The sequence below is a fragment of the Paenibacillus plantarum genome (assembly GCF_013141695.1).
GTDB lineage: Bacteria > Bacillota > Bacilli > Paenibacillales > NBRC-103111 > Paenibacillus_E > Paenibacillus_E plantarum.
Genome location: NZ_WHNY01000026.1, coordinates 301,539 through 324,446 on the forward strand (window position 1 = coordinate 301,539; position 22,908 = coordinate 324,446).

General features: G+C 44.9%; 13 protein-coding genes. 1 reads left to right on the top strand and 12 read right to left on the bottom strand.

Translation table 11 applies throughout. The features are described from left to right. Positions 1 to 85: 85 nt before the first annotated feature. From GC096_RS08105 to GC096_RS08120, 4 genes are all read right to left on the bottom strand, one after another. A complete protein-coding gene (locus GC096_RS08105; protein WP_171629724.1) occupies positions 86 to 1,972 on the bottom strand; it encodes an FtsX-like permease family protein in 1,887 nt (628 codons plus the stop codon). A 56-nt stretch (positions 1,973 to 2,028) separates the two neighbouring features. Next, positions 2,029 to 2,802 (bottom strand): ABC transporter ATP-binding protein, encoded by a 774-nt coding sequence (locus tag GC096_RS08110; RefSeq protein WP_171629849.1) that lies wholly within the window; start codon positions 2,800 to 2,802, stop codon positions 2,029 to 2,031. A gap of 138 nt (positions 2,803 to 2,940) precedes the next feature. After that, the gene (locus tag GC096_RS08115; protein WP_171629725.1) at positions 2,941 to 3,936 is read right to left on the bottom strand and encodes a sensor histidine kinase; all 996 of its coding nucleotides are present in this window, start codon (positions 3,934 to 3,936) and stop codon (positions 2,941 to 2,943) included. Further along, positions 3,933 to 4,634, bottom strand: coding sequence for a response regulator transcription factor (locus tag GC096_RS08120; RefSeq protein ID WP_171629726.1), 702 nt, complete (start codon positions 4,632 to 4,634; stop codon positions 3,933 to 3,935). Before GC096_RS08120 ends, GC096_RS08115 begins: the two co-directional genes overlap by 4 nt. 277 nt (positions 4,635 to 4,911) lie before the next feature. On the opposite strand from GC096_RS08120, the gene GC096_RS08125 reads away from it, so the two are divergent. Beyond that, positions 4,912 to 6,414: an alpha/beta hydrolase family protein gene (locus GC096_RS08125; protein WP_171629727.1), complete on the top strand. Its 1,503-nt coding sequence runs from the start codon at positions 4,912 to 4,914 to the stop codon at positions 6,412 to 6,414. 25 nt (positions 6,415 to 6,439) lie between these two features. Here the strand turns inward: GC096_RS08125 and GC096_RS08130 are convergent, their stop codons facing one another. The 8 genes from GC096_RS08130 to GC096_RS08165 form a co-directional block, all read right to left on the bottom strand. Then, positions 6,440 to 6,679 (bottom strand): hypothetical protein, encoded by a 240-nt coding sequence (locus GC096_RS08130; protein WP_171629728.1) that lies wholly within the window; start codon positions 6,677 to 6,679, stop codon positions 6,440 to 6,442. A gap of 330 nt (positions 6,680 to 7,009) precedes the next feature. Beyond that, the gene (locus GC096_RS08135) at positions 7,010 to 10,303 is read right to left on the bottom strand and encodes an endo-1,4-beta-xylanase (protein ID WP_171629729.1); all 3,294 of its coding nucleotides are present in this window, start codon (positions 10,301 to 10,303) and stop codon (positions 7,010 to 7,012) included. Between the two features lie 635 nt (positions 10,304 to 10,938). Beyond that, complete coding sequence (locus tag GC096_RS08140; RefSeq protein WP_171629730.1) at positions 10,939 to 12,543, bottom strand: extracellular solute-binding protein; 1,605 nt, start codon at positions 12,541 to 12,543, stop codon at positions 10,939 to 10,941. Positions 12,544 to 12,611: 68 nt separating this feature from the next. Then, positions 12,612 to 13,484, bottom strand: coding sequence for a carbohydrate ABC transporter permease (locus tag GC096_RS08145; protein ID WP_171629731.1), 873 nt, complete (start codon positions 13,482 to 13,484; stop codon positions 12,612 to 12,614). Positions 13,485 to 13,497: 13 nt separating this feature from the next. Beyond that, positions 13,498 to 14,442: an ABC transporter permease gene (locus GC096_RS08150; protein WP_171629732.1), complete on the bottom strand. Its 945-nt coding sequence runs from the start codon at positions 14,440 to 14,442 to the stop codon at positions 13,498 to 13,500. A gap of 278 nt (positions 14,443 to 14,720) precedes the next feature. Beyond that, positions 14,721 to 15,557, bottom strand: a complete 837-nt coding sequence (locus GC096_RS08155) for an AraC family transcriptional regulator (protein ID WP_171629733.1) — start codon at positions 15,555 to 15,557, stop codon at positions 14,721 to 14,723. 199 nt (positions 15,558 to 15,756) lie between these two features. Then, the gene (locus GC096_RS08160; RefSeq protein ID WP_171629734.1) at positions 15,757 to 17,433 is read right to left on the bottom strand and encodes an S-layer homology domain-containing protein; all 1,677 of its coding nucleotides are present in this window, start codon (positions 17,431 to 17,433) and stop codon (positions 15,757 to 15,759) included. Between the two features lie 75 nt (positions 17,434 to 17,508). Further along, positions 17,509 to 22,650: a cohesin domain-containing protein gene (locus tag GC096_RS08165; protein ID WP_171629735.1), complete on the bottom strand. Its 5,142-nt coding sequence runs from the start codon at positions 22,648 to 22,650 to the stop codon at positions 17,509 to 17,511. Positions 22,651 to 22,908: the final 258 nt, after the last annotated feature.

A 22,908-nucleotide genomic window follows, 5' to 3' on the forward strand; every position in this document is an offset into this window, starting at 1 on the left:
CGTTTTCGTTGTTTCAGAAAGCATATAGAACAACTTTATCAGCCATAAAATATAATTATTAAGGTCTTCTCCGAAAATAGGGCAATCAGTTAAAGCCCGCTGATTGTTTCAAATGCTTTAAATAACGGGCACGGATCAGTAGAAAGTACAGGAATTGTGCGGCAAGGAAAACGATGCAGACCGTCATGGCTGAATGAATCACTGGCGCATGGAGCAGGTTATGCAGAGCGTAGAGCGCAACCGAGCTATGGATAAACGCGACCGCGAGCGGTACGAAAAACAACAACGCCATCTGTATACTCGCCACTTTCTCAAGCTCCTTGTCGGTCAACCCGATCTTCATTATGGAACGGTATTTCATCTTGTCATCGTTCAGGTCGGTAAACAGCCGGAAATATAGAAAGCTTCCCGAGGCAATAAAAAATACGCAACTGACAAACACCCCGACGAAAAGCATCAGATTATAGGTTCGCTTCATCTGTTCCTCCAAATAGGCAGGAGATGCGAACCAAAAACCGGAAGTTTGTGCATAACCGAGCTGCCCAGCGATGGCCTCCCCCGTGTCCGCCGTTGAATCGGCGCTGTCCGTATCGTAAGCGGTAAAAAGCTGATCATTTTTCGGATTGCCAAAGGAGTCAAGCATCCGATCCTGAACGATCAACAGGGGTTCATCGACAATGGGAGGCGTGACCGCCTTTCCGATGGTTTGTTTCATGTCCAGTGTGACGGATGTTCCCTTCACTGACCACTCGTGTTCCGGAAACGACTGATTTTTCATGGTCCAAATGGTCGCTGCTTCATTTCCCTGCAGCGACAGTACCGGGTAATCCAAGGCTTTGGCAAGCTGGGTATACTCGGACAGGCGGATAAAGTTCAGTGATTGTCCATTTATCGAATCGAAGTTTGCAATATGGACGGACCATTTATCATAACGAATTCCACGTTCTTTGAGCACTTGCTCGATTATTCTCGTTTGAGAGGCTGCTTGCCCGACATCGCCGTTGGTTTGGATGTAATTATAGGCGAACGTGTACGCATCCGAGATTTGTTTGTGGATGGTTTCCAGAAATCCCATCAAGCCACCCATGGCGCAAATGGCGACTGTCGAAACGATCGTCACGAGAAAGAACATGCGGGCGTTGTCCTTCATGCGGTAAGCCATGTCGGAAAAAACAAGCACATTCGTTTTGCGCAGAAAGACAGAGCGCTTGCTTCTTAAAGTGCGGATCACAAACACGCTCAACTGTGTGTACAACAAGTAAGTGCCGATGATGACGATGACCGTGACCGGCAAAAGCGCGAAAACAACCGTCGCGCCTTTCACCAGGAACGATATGATGTATCCGGCAAGAAGAAGGCAAACCGCTGTCATTGAAAGAAAAACGGATGATTTAGGTTCAGGCTTCGGTTTGGCGCCGCCTTTCAGCAGATCGATCGGCTTGCTGGCCCGTACGAATGCGGCAGTGAATGCGGAGATGACGAGAAACAACAGCACGAATGCGGACAGAGTGAGCAGAATTGCTTTGCTTGGCAAGTAATATGGCAGCGGGCTCATCTGCATGACATCGGCCCCGATCATCATGAATAGCTTAGCGAACAGCATGCCGGCGGCAAGACCTGCCACTATGGAAGCGAAACCGATCACCATGCTTTCGATAAAGACGACCCATCGCAGCTGATTGTAGGTCATGCCGAGTATGATGAGAACGCCGAATTCCTGTTTGCGGGATTTCAGGAAGGCACTGACGGAATAGAATACGAAGAAGATAGAGAACACATAGACGATATATTCCGCTACCATGATTGCCTGGGCTGCCGACCAATTGAAACCGGAATTTTTAATGGCAGGGTGAAAAATAAAAACAGCATAAATGAAAAAGATCATCACCGAAAACGTGCTGCTCAGAAAAAAAGCGGCATACGTTCGTTTGTTCCGGCTAACATTGCGGAAGGCAAATTGTCGCAACGTCATTATATTGACCCTCCCGATCCATTAGCTTAATGGTCATCACAAGTCGTGAACTCCTTTTATTTGACACGAAGCGGTGAAAGCTCATGTGCATTCCCTCCCATTAGCGAAAGCATATCGATAATCTGTTGGAAGAAAGCCTGCCGGTTGTTCCCCCGGTAAAATTCATTATAGAGCCGACCGTCCTTGATGAATACGACCCGGTGGCAATAGCTAGCCGCGAGCGCGTCATGAGTGACCAGCAGCATCGTCGTATGATCGGTATGGTTGATGACCTCCATCATTTCCATGACATCACGTGATGATTTGGAATCAAGATTTCCTGTCGGCTCATCGGCCAGTAGCAGCGAAGGGGAATGAATGATGGCCCTTGCAATGGCGGCCCTCTGTAGTTGCCCTCCCGACACTTCATAGGTTCGTTTATTCAGAATTTGGGTGATGCCCAGTTTATCGGCCACCAGATGAAGCTTGGCGTCCATCTCCTTCACGCTTTTCCCATCCAGTGTAAGAGGGAGAATGATATTTTCCCCGATGGTCAGCGTATTTAGCAGATTAAAATCCTGAAAGACAAAGCCCAGCTTCCGCCTGCGGAACAGAGCCAGATCGTGTTTGGATAACAAATGGGGATTTTCTCCATTAATCAACACTTCCCCGGAGGTTGGCGTATCGATTGTGTATATTACGTTCAGCAGCGTTGTTTTGCCGCTGCCTGAAGGACCCATTATGCCGACAAACTCGCCTTTCTCGACAACAAGGTTCATGTCGCTCATCGCCCTATAGGCGATGTTGCCATCATAAACTTTTCCCAGATTGCGCACGATTAACATATCCATCTCAAGTATTCTTCCTTTCATACAGTCGGAATTTCGAATTCCCAATGCTCTCTCGCATCATCATAACCGATCCTGGGTCGCGATCCCATCGATTATTCTTAAACCAATCTTACAATGCTGTAATAAAACAAAGCATGTTCATGGAGCTTGAACATGCGCGATTCCCATCCATATACGTACTGCTGTTCCTTGTCCCTGCTCGGATTCAAGCTCGACGCGATGATCAAGCTTTGAGGCGATCTCCCGAACCAGGTAGAGGCCCATGCCGGTGGATTCGCCGAACCTTCTTCCGTTTTCCCCTGTAAAATACGCGTCGAACACCCGCTTAACATCCTGTTTCGGGATTCCGGCGCCGTTATCCCGAATCTCAAGAAAGGCTTGCTGTCCGCGCACCTCAGAGGTAATCAGGACACGGTTGCTTGCGCCGGCCGAATACCGCACCGCATTGGTGATTAATTGGCCGAGCGCGAAGGCAAGCCACTTGTCATCGGACATGACCATCAATCGATCATCCACCTGAATTTCCGGGAAGACTTTATTGCGGATCCATAAATTTTTGTGTTCAGCTGCCACTTTACCGACCAGCTGACGAAGATGTACCGGCTCTGCCACGAAATCCTGCTCGAACGCATCCAATCGTGAGGTATACAGCACCGTGTCAAGCCCCTTCTTCAGCTTGTCTATTTCCTCTCGCATGCTGTCAAAGAAGGGGTCGGTTTCTTTCTGAACCGCAAGGTGCATAACGGATAGCGGTGTTTTCATCTGGTGCACCCACTGATTGATAAAGGTGATGTGATCGTCTAGTTTCTTACGATATCGCCAAATATCGTTCTGATAAAGACGATACTTCCCCTGGAGCAGATGCCCAAGTGCATCCGCAAGCGGTGCATGCCCGACAAATTCGACTGATTCGTCAATGGACGAAAGAGGACGAGTTAGTCTCTGATACATTCGAAAATGGCGAATATAGCGGTATATCAAGTAAAAAACGAACAAGGCCGTATTTACCATACAGATGTACACGAGATCGAAAGTATTTCGGAACCCGGATAAGCGGCACATATAAACAGTCAGCAGAAGCTGTCCGGCATACATGACCACTAATGGAATATGCTCTCTCCAAAACAGCCTCATGGCTCCTCCCTCCAGAAAGGCCGCAATTTATACCCGGCTCCCCTCACGGTTTCCAACGCTTCTTCAACGCCGAGCTCAGATAATTTTTTGCGGATGCGCGTAATATTGACATTAAGCGTGTTGTCGTCAACTAACTGTTGACCGTCCCACAGCTTATCCAGAAGCCAATCGCGACTGACCACCTTGGGGCTGCTTTCCATGAGTGTTTCCATCAGCAAGGATTCTTTATGACTGAGATCAATGGTTTTTCCGGAAAAGGTCAGCTCAAGCCTTTCGGGATACAACACAAGTCCTGCGCATTCCACGGTCCGTTCACTCTTGCCCGGGGCGTACGAGCCGTAAGCCCGGCGAAGCTGGCTCTTGATCTTGGCCATGACCACTTCATAATCGAAGGGCTTCGCGATATAATCGTCCGCCCCATTCTCCAGCGCCATGACCTGCTCCATCTTGCCGTCGCGGGCGGAGATAAACAAAATCGGGCAGGTGGATACCGTTCGGATTTGCCTGCACCAGTAATAGCCGTCGTAACGGGGCAGATTGAGGTCCAACAGCACGAGAGCCGGACGAATGTCCTGGAACACCTCCATAACTCGGTCGAACTCCTGGACCGCTTCGGCTCGATACCCGTATTTCTCCATGTATGATTGAAGCATCTGCGCCAGCTTGAGATCGTCTTCTACAATCAGGATACTAAACATAGGATTTGGCTCCTCTTCTGATTTAAAAGCACCAGCCTGCCTTCGCCGGTACTGTGTTTCTATGGTTTGAATAAGGCTGGATTAGTTGCTGTTGTAATCTATTATAACTTTAAGCGGCACTCTTTCAAGTTGAAAGAACCCGTTTCACGAGTCCTCAATACCGCGATCCGAATTACAAAGTTGTAAGGTAGATGTAAGGCAAATCGATAGTGAAGGCCAGCCTGGCAGGATAAGATAAGAACAAATAATAACAGAAATTTATTAAAGGAGAATCGATATGAGGCTGTTTGAACTGTTGCTTTTTTTGTCAAACATCGGCTTGTTTGCATTAACCGTCCTATTAAAAAAAGGACATCGTAGAATTCCAGTATTCGTTGCAAGTGGGATTGCCACATTATTACTGCTCATTCATTGGACGGTGGAAGGATACAGAGTTCAGCTATTTTTCCCATATGGCATAACGATCATTTTTTTAGCCATTTCAGGTTATCGCTATTATAAAAAAACCGGCCCGAAAAAAATCCCACGATTCATTTTAGGTTCAGCTTATACCGCTATAGCGATCATGCTAGTCGTAACAGCGGGTCTTATGTATGCTTTTCCTGTATGGAAACTACCTGAACCGACAGGCGAATTTAAGGTAGGAACGCAATCTTTTCATTTCGTGGACACAAATAGGGAAGAGATTTTCGACGAAGCCAGAGGTGGCAAGAGAGAATTGATGGTTCAGGTATGGTATCCGGCTCAAGCTGGCACCGGCAAGTACGCTCCCTTTATTCCCGATACCCGGATTTTACGTTATATGGCTGCAAACTATGGCCTTCCCGGGTTTACTTTGCAACATCTGAAGTACGTATCCAGTCATGCTTATTCGGTGGCCGAAGTCTCTTCCGCACAGACTTCATACCCGCTGATCCTAGCGAATCCCGGCTTCGGCTCTTCCAGGTTCCTCCACACGTCGCAAGCCGAAAATCTCGCGAGTCACGGATATATCGTGGCCGTGATCGACCACACCTACAATACATTTGCAACCGAGTTTCCAGACGGTCGAATCACGACCAGCTCAACCAACGACTTATTTTCGCCCGACCATGATTACCAGACGGAAAGCGGAAATCGCGACAAGTTGGGAGAAATTTTAACCGACGATGTGGCGTTTGCGCTGGACCAATTCGAGCTCATCCAATCGGGGCAGATACCAAGTCATCTAAAAGGGAGGATTGATCTCGGTCATGTCGGGGTGTTCGGTCATTCCATCGGCGGAGCGACAGCTTATGACGCTTCTTACGATCCGCGAATCGCGGTTGGAGTAGACCTGGATGGAGCGCTTTATCGACTGCGTGACAGAGAGAGTATGCGAAAGCCGTTTTTATTCATGAACTCGGAAAGCGAATTCGAACGATTAAAGATGGTGATGGATAACCATGCCTACTCGGAGGCAGAGCTTAAACGTATGGGCAACACAAGAGCGTGGATGGATCAAGTAACGGAAGACAAAAAGTTAGAACTTGAACGGATGCGCGAAACAGTTGCCGCAGGGGGACAATTCCTCTATATCGACAATACGGAGCATTTGAATTTTACCGACATACAGTTCATTTCTCCGATTTTCAAAATCCTGGGCATTACAGGAAAGATTCCGCCCGATAGAGCGAACTCCGTTATCAATGCCTATATGCTGGATTTCTTCGATATGTATCTGAAAAATCAAGGCGGAACCTTAATGAAAGGACCGGATAGCCGCTTTCCGGAGGTGAAGTTCGTAAACTCGCTATTATAAAGTACGGAACAGGCTACCGATTTTGCTAAATAGAACCAGCCGATCGTTCGGTCAATCCTAATTTCGATGCGGTTAAACCGAACAATTGATGGATGAGTTGAACGACAAAAAGGGGTGACGAATGATTACATTCGACTTGCCCCTTTTTGATCATATGCATGGCTTCAATTCCTTGCCGAATCATTGATTCTTGATCAGCCCTGTAGACTTTTTTGGTATTTCTCTGCGTCTTCTGTGACAAGACTGCACCACAGTGATCGCTCAAAACATACAGGCACCGCCCAGCAAAGTAAACATAATCAGCATTAATTAGACTCGGCTACAAGCGGACCTGCCAGTTGCCGTGTGAAAAACAATTTGCCAGGCAACGTCGGCATGAAGGTCGACGGCAACCAAATATTGGCTCCGTGTCGGAGAGTCACCCAAAGCGATAAACCTTGCCATTGCATACCTCTGTCCAGCGTCCCGTCGCAGCCTCCGATAATCCAGTCGGACTGGAGAAACAGGCCAGGGCCTATGGTATTTGCGCCTCTTTCATTGCAGCAGTTTTTTGTAGTTGAGATTGCTATTTTACAGATAGGGTATAACTAACGAATTACTTGATGTTGGTTGCGACATACGCAAGATCCCAGATATTAATTTTGTTATCGTTGTTCATATCAGCAACCTTCGCTTTTGCCCAATCTGCGCTGGTGGAGTTCTTGCCATAGTGATAAGCAACCGTCGCAAGATCACCTACGTCAGTGACTCCATCAGGGACTCCATCTTTTCCACTAATGTCTGTCGACCTGTAAGCCGTGGCCTTGAAGGTGTCGGTGGCACTATTAAGTGCTGCGAGAGCACCGTCTACTTGTGATTGAGTAGAATTCGTGTCGTCTCTTACAACAATTGCTGCGTTGATTGCTACATTGAATGCATCCTTAGCCGATTGCGGATATTGGCCAGGTTTAGTACCGACTACAGCCGCGTTGTACAGCGTCTGTGCACTCATAACAGCTGCAATCAAAGCAGTTTTATCCTGTGGTACAGCACTAATGGTAATAGTCTTACTGCTCGGTACCGCAGTAGTTACGGTTCCATCGAAACCGCCAGTTTTCGCTTCAGAGACTGCAATGATCCCAGTAGTATTCTGAATACCGGCCTTTATTCCAAAGGTTACATTCAAAACAGCTGTGCTGGTTCCAGTTAGCCCTCCGATATTAACGGAAATGATTCTCACTTTTCCAGGGGTAACCGTATCTTCTCTCAGAACCTGAATGTTACTGTTTGCACTTGATGCACTGATATAATCAAATACGCTGGAATCGTAGCTTAATGTGATATCCTGTGCGTATACGCTTTGTGTCACGCTATCCAGGCTAACAACTGCTGTGAAAGTACTTCCAGGTGTCGCACTGTCGCCAGCTGCGATTGTTGCTGTAAGCGATTTCGCTTCTCCATTACCGGGTGTATAGATTCCAAGATCACCCAGGTCAATCCCGTAGCTGTTCTGAAGTTTCTCGTATTCGCCTGCAAAGAAATCATCCATGTATGCATGTCCAAGAACGAATCTGTCCGGATTCACGGCGCCATAGTAGCCGGCATTGGCATTACTCTGACTGTCAAACAGTACATAGCTTCCCTGCCATCCTGAACCAGCTACACCCCAGCTGATGATGTGATCGATGTAAGGGGCAAACCTATTGAACAGTTTGTACATCAGGGCGTACTCATAACCAAGAGCGTCAGACTGTCTAACATTCAGCACTGCAGGTGCGACCGCTCCGCCGCCTGGCGTGTTAGTCGGCATCTTAAGGTCAAGTTCTGAGTAGGCAATACCGGAAAGAAGGCCTTCGTCAATGAGAGAAGCATAGAGGGCCATGGCATATTGGTTATCGCTTGCAAGCGTCTTTCCAATCGAATCGTGTCCCTGAATACCCATGTCTTCGATAAGGGGTCTTCCGTCATACAGTGGATCGGAGAGCCATGCGGTGTTCACTGCGCGAATCATGTTGTATACAGTTCTCGCTTTGGTGCGATTAGAAATGTCGTAATCGTTATAGGTCAGTTTCGGAGGATCATTCACGATATACGCATCAATGCTGCCAACGTTGTCGTGTCCATCGAGCTTCATGTACGCCGGAAGGTTAGCGTAGTTGGCTTTGTAAGCCGCCGCCATCTTGGCGTTAGGGGCCGCGATGTGTGCGTTTTTGAAGAGCATGTAAATGTAATGCTCGGTGATATCGCCGCCAATTAGATCATCCGACATGGCAGAAAGCCAGTTCGTATTTTTGAGTGACTGTCTCCAGCTGTTAGGATCCGCGGGGATCGTTTCGCTGTGACGGCTTTCGTGAACCTCTTCGTTAAGTACATCCCATGAATGGATGGGAATTACTCCGCGAGATACACTTGAGCCATACTTCGTATCTGTGGTCAGGAAGTGTCGCATTACATACATGGTGTGGTTAAACTGCACTCTTCTGGCCATTTCTTTGTCTACTTTAACCGTAGTTGTAACGCCGTTGCCCAATCCGTAGTAATCGGTTGTTCCATTATATCCCAAGGTAAGGGTCGAGGGAATCATCTGTCTCATCCATGCAGGGGCCTGGTTGTACCATGCCAAAACGTGGGCGTGAGACTTATACTGTCCAGGAGTTCCGGAATCCCTGATTGCTTGATAAGAGCTCGTCGGGAAACTGTATTCACCTACACCAGGCGTGGTGGTTGCACCGCTCAGAGCCTCGCCAGTAACGCTTTTCAACCAGCTCGGGCCGCGGGGATGCGTTGCATCCGCCTTGAGATTGTTGCCGTCGACAAAGATTTCATAGTGATTAGCTCTGGTTCCGGTTACTGCTCCAGTTCCGATCGTACCGACCATGAACGTGCCATTCTGCTTGTTGTAAACATTCTTTAAAGGCGTTACGACACTCTGGTTTTCCTTGTTAACAACGTTAGGAAGCGCAACGCCGTTAGGGTCCGGTGCGGTGATTTTGATGTTGCCGACAAGAAGCATACCCGTTTCTGCTGGACGCCCATTCTCGCCATGGAGCTCAAGAATGAAGTTCGAGGAGGTGCCTGTTGTGGCGGTAATGCTTGTGTGCTTCAACAACCAAGTTTCACCGTTGAAGGAGCCAATCCAGTCAGGGTTAAGGTTGTTGTACTCGTATTCCCTGAGATAGGAATCGATGTCAGAGCCGGCATTCCTAATTCTCCACCTCATGAATTTTCCTTGCGCGCTCTTGGGATAGAACACATCAAACTCAATATTTGAGCCTGCGGGAACATCTACACTTGGAGACAACGGAGACTGAAGAGTCATTCCTCCGAAGGTGGTCTTTCCATTATGGACGTAATTGATCTGGAGCACATCAGATTTTCCTTGGGAATCTGCGAACGGATATGGAATCATTTTGTATGTACCACCAGCAAAGTCAGCAGGGACACGGTTGTCAAGCGGGGTTCTTGAGGTCCAGACATTGGTTGGCGCAGTAATATTTACAGGTACTTTACCAGGACCCGGATCAAGACGGAAATAGGGATTTGAACCGTCTGCTTTGATTTTTCCAGTGAAACTCTCTATTGCGTTTTCGAGGCTGGCTATGGCTTCGCCGGCAGGAGTGAGCGCATTGCGCGCGAACGCAAGCGCGTTATTAAGATCTTTGAGTTCGTCAGCGTACACCCAAGGGAAAGCTTTGTTCACATCGGTTCCAACGTCAGTCTGGCTAATCTGGAGCGGGAATTCCTCGTTGCCAGCTTTTAAAGCTTCGGCTTGTGCAATGAGGTCGTTCAGTTCATGTGTCAGTTCGCCTCCGGCCGCAGCGGCCGGGACGGGGGCAAATGCGAATAAAGAGAACAGCATGATGACTACGAGCATGCGGGAGACGTTGATTAATGGTTTTTCACGGTTCATCTTGGTTTTACTCCTTTTCTTGAGGCAACCTCTACAATCTCGGTTTAGAGTCGCCAAATTTTTAAATATCGGAAAATTTTACAACTTTACCGATAAAAATGTTGTTTTTGTTAATGATTTTGGATTTCTTAATGAATTGACCATCAAATATGCCTCCGTTTCTTACTGAACACGTGTACCTTGGGTTACGTCGTACGGGCTTGACGATCAATATAAACACCTCCCTCTTCATGTTGGGCAGATTGCGAAAACGCTTTCTCCGAGGCGAATACAAGGTCTCGACCTTCTACATCCTTAACAATTGAATGCAGCCCAGCTGTTTGTCACCGACGGTGTAGACTATTTTCTTATCTCTGCCACTCTGTATTGACTATTAATATTATGATATACAAACCTTAGAATTAACTCCATGGATGGATAATAGATCATTTGTATTTTTTTAGAAAGCGGTTACAACTTGGACCCTAGTTCATGATCTCTGTTCGCCTTACTTTCATCAAGACCCCTTGATATTCGGATTGTGAAGGTCACAACGAAAATATCCGGCGCTACGTTGGCTGGTTCTTAACAGTGGTGGAAAGATGAAACTCGGTTCCCTCATTGAGAGATAACCGAGTTCCTTAGGTTGCATAGAATTATTTCTTGTAGGATTGTTGATACGCTTGTCTTCTTTCTTTCATGACGGCCTCACCTCCCGCATCCTTCCAATCCTTAACTTGCTGATCATAGATACTGTCGATTTCGGTAGACTTGGCCGTAATAATCTTTGCAAGCATCTGCTTGACCTTGTCGTTCAGAATCTGCGAATACTTAATTTCAGCCTGAATTGGAATGTCCACGCGCGGGCCCGTATAGCCGTCACGTGCACCCGTCTTAATACTGCTGATGGTGAAGTCTTTAAATTGCGGGTCGGTCGCATTGGCTGCCATATTCTTTTCTGGTGTGTCCGTACTCACGTATTTGCCATTCATAATCATGGCGTAATCTTGATTATTAAATAGAATCTGATTAGCTTCAGGCGTTGTCAAAGCAAATGGAATGCCGTCGTCACCTATTTTGTATGAAACGCCTTCTTGTCCGAATTGCAGCGCGATAAGATTCTTCGGTTCCGCCATCCAGTTCAAATATTTGATAACTGAATCAACGTTTTTACTCGCTGCTGGAACCATCAGATAAACACCGCTAGGAGAATATATTGGTTTAGGATACTTGCCGTTCGATGCTTTGAACGGATCAATCGTCGCGAGAACAGCTTCGGGATTGTTTTTCTTCAGGTTTGCATAGTATCCACTGTAAATAGGATCGTTTGTGTTCGGTGAGGCAGAACCTGCAAGACCGCCTACGACTTGCTTGTTAAATGTCTGGCTGAAGTCTGCCGCAAGCGGGAAGTCTTTATCGAGCAGGCCTTCGTTGTATAGTTTGTTTAGGAACTTGAATGCATCCTTGTTACCAGGCAATGTCCACCCATCTGGATCAGCGAACAAGTCCTCTTCGGTAATTTTATTCCAATCCCAGAATGAGTTGGTCAATGGTTTAATATGGAACATATCTATCAACGTAAAAGGAATCACTTTTCCGCCAGTATTACCCGGATCCTTCTCCTTAAACGCTTTCAATGTTTGATACCACTCATCCGTCGTCGTCGGCAAAGGCAGATTTAATTTATCCAACCAATCTTTACGGATAATACTTGTCGTTTGCGATTGGATAACCCGTAACGCTGGAATGGTAAATTGCTTGCCGTTAAAAACGCCGTCCTTCAGTGTTGGAGCAAGCACTTTCTTCAACTGTGGTCCATATTTCTCAATCGCTGCCCCAAGATCCGCAATGCCACCGCTTTGCACGTAACTTTGAACAGTTGGCTTGTCGTACGTAAAGACGAGATCGGGCGCAGTTCCGGAAGCCATTAATACATTCAATTTCTTGACCTCCTCGGAGCGAGGGACAGTGATGAATTTAACCGTGATATTGTTCGGATCTCCGAAGTTCTTCTGAACATACTGCGTCATGAAATTGTCAGTGATTGGCGGTGCGCCTGCTGGCGCATTACTTCGATCAAATAGCTCAACCGTCAAATTGATCGGTGGACCTTTCGGGGTCTCGCTCGCAACTGTCGAACTTCCCGGAGTAGCTGAGTTACTTGGGCTGTTTTGTGAATTGCTGCAGCCTGCCAGCGCGATAGCAGACGTCGCTAAAACTGCCATTGCTACTGTAATGGTTTTGCGAAATTTTACTCGCATGCGTAATCCTCCCTTTAATCTTTTAAGTGTATAGTGAATTCAACCGCTTGAAACGGTCGAGACAGCTATCAGCCTTTAACTGCACCCACAAGCATACCAGAGATAAAATAACGTTGGAGCCATGGGTATACAAGTAAAATTGGCACAGTTGCGAACATGATGCTTGCCGCCTGCAAGCTCTCTGGCACTGGAGAAGAACCTCCAAATCCTTCCTGGGCTATGGCATCGTTCACCTGGCTGTTAATCACGATCTCATATAGCTTTTGTTGAATCGGATATAGGTGTGCGTCGTTAATATAGAACAGCGCATCCTGAAACATGTTCCATCGATCGACCGCAGAATACAAAGCCAATGTCGCTAAAATCGGTAATGACAACGGTAGCACGATTCTCATCAAATAGCGTAAATGACCACAACCGTCCATCCAGGCAGAATCTTCTAGTTCAGCTGGGATCTGGGTGAACGATGTTTTCAGGATAATTAACAAGAATGCATTAATGAGCAGAGGTAAGACCAGCGACCATACGCTATTCAACATATGAAGCTCTTTTATCAACAAGTAGTTTGGGATAATTCCTGGATTAAAGAACATCGTTATGATGATTAGAGCGAACAGGATGTTCTTCCCCTTAAAATTCCGCCGGCTAAGTGGATATGCAGCTAGGATCGTGGCGATCAAGCTCACAATTGTGTAAATGACAACAAGCCAGATCGTAAACAACAGCGAGCGGATCATGCTTAGGTCACCAAATACGTTCTTATACGGTTCGAAATTTAAATCTATCGGCCATAATGTCACTTCGCCAGACATGATTGCCCGATTACCACTGAGCGATAACGAGAAAATATGGATCATGGGCACCGCGCAGAACAAACAAAAGATGCCCAGTAGAAGCATAATAACCGTATTGCCTATTTTCTCAGCCGGATTTTGAATCATAGATGTACCCCCATTAAAAAATGCCTTGATTATTGATTTTTCTCGAAATGAACTCTGCCGACAGAAGAAGAATTAATCCGACTACGGACTGGAACAAACCGACAGCAGTTGCAAGTGCAAATCTTGCGGATTGAATCCCTACAGAATATACATAAGTGCTGATTACTTGAGCGTAATCCATCACATATGAGTTCTTCAGAACATAAGGTTGCTCGAAGCTGATATTGGCCATATTACCAATCTGAAGTATGAACAGGACGACAATGGTAGGCTTTATGCCTGGTAAAGTAATATGCCAGATTTTACGCATTCGGGTTGCACCATCCACTTCTGCCGCTTCATACAATTCCTTATTAATTCCCGTAAGTGCTGCTAAATACAGAATCATTCCCCATCCGGCATTGCGCCAAACCCCTGCCCCAACATAAGTTGCAATCCATAGCGCCGGTTTTTCCAAAAATGGAATGGGGGAAGCCCCAATTGCCATCAACATATGATTAATCGAACCATTATTGGTTGATAACAACTCGATGGCCATCCCCCCTACAATGACCCACGAAATAAAATGGGGCAAATACATCAACGTCTGGCTAATCTTCTTGTACCACTGCGCCCGAAGTTCATTTAGAAGAAGTGCTAAAATAATGGGAACCGGAAAGGTAAGCAATCCGAGCACGTTCAACATCAACGTGTTTCGAAGTGCCTTATAAAATTCGGGCATGGCGAAGATTTCCTTAAAGACTGCGAACCCTCCCCATGGACTGGCCCAAATCCCTTTAAATATGTTGTAATCTTTGAAAGCAACCATAACGCCAGCCATCGGAATATACCTAAAAATGATGAAAAATGCCATTGGTACGACTATCATTACATATAGTGACCACTGTCTTTTCAAATAGGCAACGCCACCTCCTTTGACTGTAAGAATGGAGGTTGTTGTGCTAGCTTTAGTTTTCATTACATCCTTCCTCTCCATATGGTATACTCACCTATGTGTATTTTTTACATAATCTCGATGGCTTCTATGATTTTTTCTTTTTATACTTAAATTGTAAATTTAAGCGCTTTCAAAATCCATGGAAAAACTTTATACCGTTTGTATAAATTATGGATGACTTTTTATTTCGCTCATAACAACAACGAAAAGAACCTCCGAATAAGTGAGAATCAAAGGTTCTTGTCAGGTTAGAACAACACTATATGTTGTTTAGCGTGCATTTGTTTCAGAAATATAGACTATCCTATTAATATCCTATTGCTTAGGGTTTCAAATTCCTGTCGATCAGACCTACTATTCTCTATCAAAATTCTGGATGGAGGGAAACCTTTTATTTTTTTGAATACCTTACTGAAATAATAAATATCTTCAAAGCCGCATTTATAAGCTGCTTCCTGTACAGTAAATTCACCGCTAAGGAGAATATTCTCAGCATTATTGATTTTCATTCTGTTAATATATTCTTTAACGGATGCACCCATGTATTTCTTAAATAGAGTTCCAAAATATGCAGTGGTCAAGCCAGCAATGGATGCTAGCACCTCAACTTCTATTTGATTTTGCAAGTTGCTTAAAATGTATCTAATGGATCTCTGTATTCGTTTGTCTATGTTCTCATTGTTGTCTTTATAGTATAAAGCCTTGAAATAATAATGAAGGATCATAAGCAACAATGCGCGTGCTTTCATTTCATGACCTTTATTTTTCTTTAACCATTCAAATGTTAATTCATTGTACAGTGAATGTAATTCTTCAGGCTCGCCGATATGAGATATTAATGGAAACGGTAGATTAACATCCTTGCCTTCCTTATCGTAGAGTTGAATATTCAGCGCGTAACTGGTCATTAGATTTGCAGAGTCAGTGGTTGCACTTCGGCGACTGCCCTTAGGGATGCACAGGAGATCTCCTTGATTTACTTCATACACATTTCCATTAATGCAGTAGTAAGCCCTTCCTTTGAAGATATAGGTTAAATCGTAAAAATCTGTTGTCGCATCTTCAATAATCCAATTAGGTGTGGAGTGTCTATTGCTGAATAATTCAATTTGAGGATTAATCCCGAAATATTCCATAGAAATTATCCTTTCAAATATAATATTTTAAAAATAACAGCCCTAGAACGCTCATACTGGAGCGCCCAAGGGCTATTAGTCAATTTGGCCGCTATGATTTGTATCGTAACGTTTATAGAGGTTCCAGTCTAATGAATAAGAAGTTTGATTGTAGTGCTAAGCCAATACGCCTAAATCACCAATTGTAGGAGTTGCGACTTTACTGCCCCAAGAAATTATAAATAACTTGAGAAGCCTCTGCTCTAGTTCCGACTCCTTGAGGTATGAATAAATTGCCCTCTCGACCCTCAACAAAATGCAAAGCTCGCGCATTCTTGACATAAGTCGTGGCCCATGAAGATATAGCGTCTTCATCATCAAAAGCGGTTACCGAAGACATAGCAGCATTACTGTGTTGCTTTTCATAAGCACGCATAAGCATAGCGACCATTTCTTCTCGTGTAATCGATGCGTGAGGTGCAAAAGTCGTTTCACTCTTTCCTTCTACAATTCCTGACTTCACCGCAGTCGAAACCTCAGGATAGAACCAGTCTGATACCGACACGTCCGAGAAATTGCTATTTCCATTATCGGTTAAATGAAGTGCTCTCACCAGTAAGGCAGTGAATTCAGCCCTGGTGATCTGACGTTCTGGCTCGAAATCCGTGCTGCTTGTACCCGTTACAATATGCCGAGAAGCAAGCTCCGTAATCACATTTTTCGCCCAATGAACATTAGGTACATCCTTGAAGTTTTTAGTGTATTCTATAGCAGCGTATTTACTAAAGTGATAAATCTCGGCAGATATTACTCCATTTGCGTAGGTACCCCCTATAAACTCAAGCGTTCCATCATCCGCTATATAATAAATGGAGACTAGCTTAGCATTTTGGGAAGGATCTACTTTGAATCGCAAAGTGATTGGTGTAGTGAAATTTTTCAATGACGTAATCTCATTCCCACCTGTAACTATTTGCAAACTGAATTCGTATACGTTGCCAGATGGCTTTAAATCAACATTATAAGACTGCTGGCTCTTGTCTATAAGTGTATCTGCTTCATTATCTGAAAGAGGTTTCATAGTGAATAAAAGCCTGCTGTCATTCCATTGTTCAAGAGATAAATTACCTCTTAATTGCTGCAGCACCTCGGAAGGAAGCTCCACACTAAGATTTTCCTTCTTAATCTCCAAATGTGTCTTAGGATCACTTCCAATTTGGTTCAACGATATATTCACTTCATTGGCAGCAGCCGGAAGCTCAATCGTTTTTTTACCTTTACCATCATCTGTAATCTTTACTGGTTCACTAATAGGGTCAGTGGTTCCACTTCCACCGCTACCATCGTTACCACCATTACCACCATTACCACCATTACCACCATTTCCACCATTTCCGCTATTGCTTTTCTCAATACTAATCGTTTTTTGTGAAACATCGACTGCATCTGAAGATTGCAATTGAGAATCAATTAAAGTGATCTTAGCAAGCGAAATGTCGGCTGAACCAACAGAAAGACTTTCAAATGTAAGTGTATATAAGTTAACATTCCCATCTAATCCTCTTTTGGGTCCTACACTTGTGTGTGCCAATTGAAGTTGATTTCCGTTTTGTATGGTAGGGACTGTAAATTCATTTTTCACATCGCTTACAGCAGTTATATATTTGAGCTTTGTCGAATCATAAGTAAGGTTTAACTCATAGGCATATAAGTCATTCAGCTGCTGGCCTCGAATAGTAACCTTCAGTTCGCTGCCAACAGTTACTGAGTCGGAAGTTGTTGTCAGAACTAACTGAGGTGAATCCTCCGCATGTACAGGAGATACAGGAAGCAAATACATTGTGCATAGAAACATAATTGCAAGAACACTACCCATCAAACCTTGTCTTCTAAGCATACCTTCTTCATCCTCTCCACCGAAATACCGGAAGGAAGGTATTGAATAACCTTCCTCCGGAAACCATTGCTTGCTTTAATAATTCAGGATTAGTCTTGCGATGAACGCAAGGTCAGAGATGTCAATTCGTCCGTTATGATTATTATCATAACGCTTAATTTCGTTCCAGTCCGATGAATCGGAAGTTAAATTATAGCGGTTAGCTAAGTAGCCTAAATCACCGATTGTAGCTTGTGTAAGAATAGAATTCGTGAAGGTTTGCAGTGCACTGCTAAGCAGCAAGGCCGACTGGTTGACCTGATCTTGTGTAGCCGTGGCATTCGATGCTACTCCTTTTGCAGAGTTAACAGCTGCTTGCAATGCCGTTTTGGAGCCGAATGGATATTGTCCCCACAGAGAACCTACCGTTGCCGCATCGAGACTCGCGACTGCTGATTCAATAGCACCATTTAGAGCAGTTTTATCGATTACGATTGCTTCAATGGTAACGGTATACGGCGCACCGCTATTCACATTCGTAACCGTTCCGATGTCGTCGGATACTTTAACATTTGTCAGGTAAACGGAACTATTTACCGTACTGGATGTAGAAAGTGCCTTAAACTGGAATTGAAGAAGGTCCCCACTTGCGTACACAGCATTCGCTACGCCTTGAGAGTATGCCAGGACACGAACTTGTCCCGGAGCTATAACTTGACTGTCTGCTACGGTAACACCTGTTTTCAAGGATTGAACACCTTGAAGCTCCAGTTGGGAGGCGTTAAAGTTTAACGTTACATCCTGCGCATATACGCCTTGTGTTACGTTTACTAGTCCATAGTTTACGTTAAACGACTGACCAGTAGTAACAGTCGTTGTTCCTGTTAATGCCGCTGAGAATCCTGCTTGCCCAATAATAGTAAAGGCATTTACAGTTATCGTTGAGGTACCTTTCGATAGGCTAAGTACATAATCACCATTTGATCCAAGGATTTGGGCGGTAACCCCAAGTGAAATTAAATTAGCATCATTATTAAGTAATTGTTGAGCTTTTGTTTTCAGTGTTACTGCGTCATCACCGGTTGCATTCGGAACTGTAATCGTAGTACCGATTAGCGTTGCTGCTTGTTCTACTGCCTGTTGATCCGCACTAACATCGCCTGAATTAGCCAATGTCTTCACTAATGTCACATTGGAGAATGTCGCTTGCAAATCTGCTGTAGCACTAAAGTTGGCTGCGTACAATTGCAATTTGGCATCATTAAAGAATTCTGGGGAGAAAGTTGTCGCAACATTTGCTGAAGTATTACCTAATGGTGAGTAGGTTGAACCATTATCCCTTGAATAGTACCCTTGCACATCATTTCCAGTCTTCACTATACGAAGATAATAGTCTGTACCACTTAATGTTGTTTGGCCCGTCGTATTAGAATGCGGCGTGCTGCCTACCATATCCGAATTATTGATTTTAATAGAAGTACTATTCTTTCTTGCATTGATTCGGAAGAATTCACCCGTGGAAGCTCGGCTCATCCCTAGACCAATTTGTGTATTCTCTGCAAAAGAAGCGTCACTTAGTGCTTTATTCACGGTGAGTTTCGCTGAAAGTGTCCAGTTCCCGTTAGCAGTACCCGGGAATTGCAGGATATTATGGCTAATCGGATAATCGGTATCCGCTTTTTGAGTTGCGATTGATGCTCCCGTTGCACTGTAAGTTACAGCACTTTGGGGATTTTGAGGATCCGTTGGGTTCGCTACCTGCCAACCTGTTGGAAGACCATTGGCAAAACTTATGACCTCATTAGTACTAAGTGCTATCTTATAGGTTTTCACATTTTGACCTTTAATAAAACGTACAACAGCAGTACCTTGCGTACTATCCGCTTGAGAAATACTTACTTGTACATCTTTATCATTCGTAGATGCCGTTACAGTTGGAATTGTACTTCCAGTTACTGTGTACGTATAGTCAAACTTATTAGCATCAAAGTTGGAAGGTTGCGCTCCATCAACGAAAACACTGTACGATGGTATCAAATCAGGTGTTAGTGATAGTTGATCTGCATAAAGAATGTTGGAATCCTTCGCATATAGAGCCAAAACAACCTTAGCAGTACCATCTGGTTCACTATAAGTGAATGGTTGGTTAGGTGTCTCATGCCAGTCTGCTATCTTGATATCTACAGGCTGGAAGGAGGTTAAGCTGAGTGGTCCGCCCTCAAGGATGCGGCCAACAAACTGGCCATTATTCCAATAGGCAGGATCCCCGGCCTCACGAGCTGCGTATGGTTCAGGCATATCGCGACCATTGATTGGGGTAATGCCTAGTTGATTACCTAAACTATCGTAATATACCAGTTGGGCTTCCACGTCCCCAGGGTTTTCAGCAGCAATATCATAGCTTCCTGGATTAGTCTTCATGGCTAGGAAGTACCCTTTGAAATTGTACTTTTCTCCCTTGACCAGTTTACCAGTAACATCTTGCCACAATCCGTCATACTGCCCTTGGGCATTGACTCGGTTGGCGATTTTTCCAGATCCAGCTACTTTCGACGTGCTGCTGTTTTTCAGATATCGGGATATACCCGAGTAGCTCTGAATGTTATCCGCTGTTAAAACTGGTCCTGTAACGGTCTGTTCAAACGTTCCATTGTTATAACGACCTGCAGACCAATTGTTTGTATTGGAGGCTGTTGTCGTATCAAAGTCTCCATTAAGTAGAATATTGCCTGGTATGGAAACCGTTGAGTTGTTGGCGGCTGTACTCCAATCGGAATCGTTGGCTCCGAATAAGAAACGGTCTACGGTAATCGTATCACTGGATCCGCTCGCAGCAGCTACGATATAGAGATCCTTATGGCCATATGCGCTAAGATCACCTGTATCTACCATATCCTGAAACTTGCCAAATTTATCATTAGCCGGCACGTAAATATCAGCTACTTTTGTTCCATGAGATAGGATATCTCCTGTGTTGTTCACAGATGTTCCCACAGGCAAGACGTATGCTTGTAGATTGCCACCTTTAGCTGCCTTCGTCTGTGCGGTCAGGTATAGCAAGTGTCTACGAACCACACCGCCGTTAGCAGAACCATCTGCGAAGTTTAGATTTTTGTAGGCTAGGTAGTCTCCATTTCTCAAAGTGACTGCCTCGTTGGCACGACCGGCATTACCTGTTGTAGTACCAGGTACGCTATTGTCATTTCCTTCCGCTTCAAGGGAAGAGAAAATATCGCGCTCGCCATCAAGACCGTTATAAGTGGCAAATGTGCCCTGTGACGGTACAATGGTAACGATGCTAGCGGAAGGGATGTCAATAACGAACTTGCCATTACTTACAGGAATCGTAGCCAGCTTCTTCTGGTTCTCACTGTCCGAGGTACGGAACACAGTTACGCTTGAGGTACCTGCTGGGAAGTCCTTCAATGTGAATTCCAATGGCTGAACACTGTCATCATTCTTCGCGTTTGACACTGTCATCGCAAAATCATTATTCATTGGGTTCTTGAAACCGACAACATTAATATCGGTTGCAGGTGCACGTGTTACATCAAAGCGTACGTCGCCCGGCTTAATAAATCTAGAGAAATGACCATAGCCGTAAAAGCGTTTGAACAAACGGTATTCGCCAGTTAGTGTACTTGCGTGCCCAGCCTTCTGTTGGGAATTGGTGTGTGCGAAGCGAATCAGGTCGGAACCATCTGCTCCGTTGCTATCCCACATGCTCCACCAGACGAAGCCATTGAAACCCGGATTACTGGTAAACATATTGGTCAACAGGTTGGACCAACGAACAGCATCATTGATATTCTGATTGTTATACCTTTGCGTATAAGCACCTGCAGAACCATCATTAGTATCTTGATTCATAAATTCGGCTTGCCATAACTTATATTTCGTCAGATATTCCGGATACTTGGATCCATCCTTGGTATAGTCCAATGGACTTTGGGAAAAGTCACCCGTATGGTACAGTTTCGTGTCATCTGTCCCGATACCGACCGTGCCATACAAGTGAGTCGTAAACGTGTCGAGATATGGATTTTTATCTGTTGCATTACCCGGGTCAGTTTCAGAAAATACTGCGCCGCCTCTGCTTAAAGACGCACTAAGGTTGGTACCATCTACAGCAGCAAGCTTAGGTATGAAATCTATAATCTTACCACTTGGGTTCTTAATATCGTAGAGCGCACCGCCTGGCTGCATCGATTTCTTCAGGGTAGGACCGACGTAGCTGTCAATAATTTCTGTCACATAGGCAGCGCTTCCGCCTGCAAGGTCAACTTCATTAAAGGGATTGATATCGGTAATGGGAATGCCGTACTGCTCCCACATACCTCGGATATAATTGACAAGATAATCAGCAAAAGCTTGGTAATAAATTTTTACTGGCTTTCCATCGATTGTAGCAACGTCCGCTCGAATAATCTTGTTAGGTGCATTGGTTGACGAATTACTCATCCAATATGGCGCAGTCCATGTGCAGGCATAGAATTGATTCACGCCATACTGCTGAGCCTGAAGCATTGTCCATACCTGATCGAAGTCAAAAAGCTCTTTCCGTGTTCGTGGCGTGTTTTTAATGATTACAGGATCTTGGCCTGGCGCACTCAAGAGATTGGTAGGGCCTCCATCGTCATTAGCAATCGGTTGATTCCAAGATGGGGAATCCCATACAAATCCCTCTACAGGTACCAATGTACCTGGGGCATGTTCAGGCTCGTTGGGCCAAATACTATCTGTATTCCCGTCATAGAAACGGTCGCTTGCTTCAATCTTATATCCGTACTGACCGGCCGTTCCTCTCATAGGAATCGGATTATTCTGGATATCGAATCCTGGTTTTGTAACATCGGCAAGCAAGCCAGTCAAAGGGTTGAAGCCTGGGCTAGTTGCTGTCGCATTAGCCGTGGTGAGGCCACCGTTATCGCCGATGATGACACGTACAATATCGTGTCCAGTTCCGTCTTTTTCACTGAATGTCAGATTCAGCAAATGTCTGACAGTATCCTGATGGCCTGCTGAAGCAAGCTGCATCATATGGACGGAATCTGTGAAGGCATAGGCAGCACCTAATCCATCCATGGTCTGATATTGCGTGTACCAGTTAGCTGTAACTGGAGCAGCAGTAACCGCTGCATGAACTGAAGGTGAAACCACCATAGGGGCGATGGCCGAGAGCATAAGAGCGCTAATCAAATTAATTGAAAGCGACTTTCGCCAATTATTTATATTCATTCTACATGTTCCTCCTTAGCTTTTTGAATACGCTTTCACTTACTACATCTTCGAATCTTCGCTAAAGCTCCATGGCAGCAATCTTAAACTGCATTTGTTATAGCCAAAACGTTCCGGAATGCTCGAATTCGATTTTGTTCCCCCTTCTATTTTTGATCAATATATTCTCACCTGCCTGTTACTATAGTAACAACTAGGGAATAAGTAATATATATGAATGATCCACGATTTGTTATAAAATAGACCGAAAATATATAA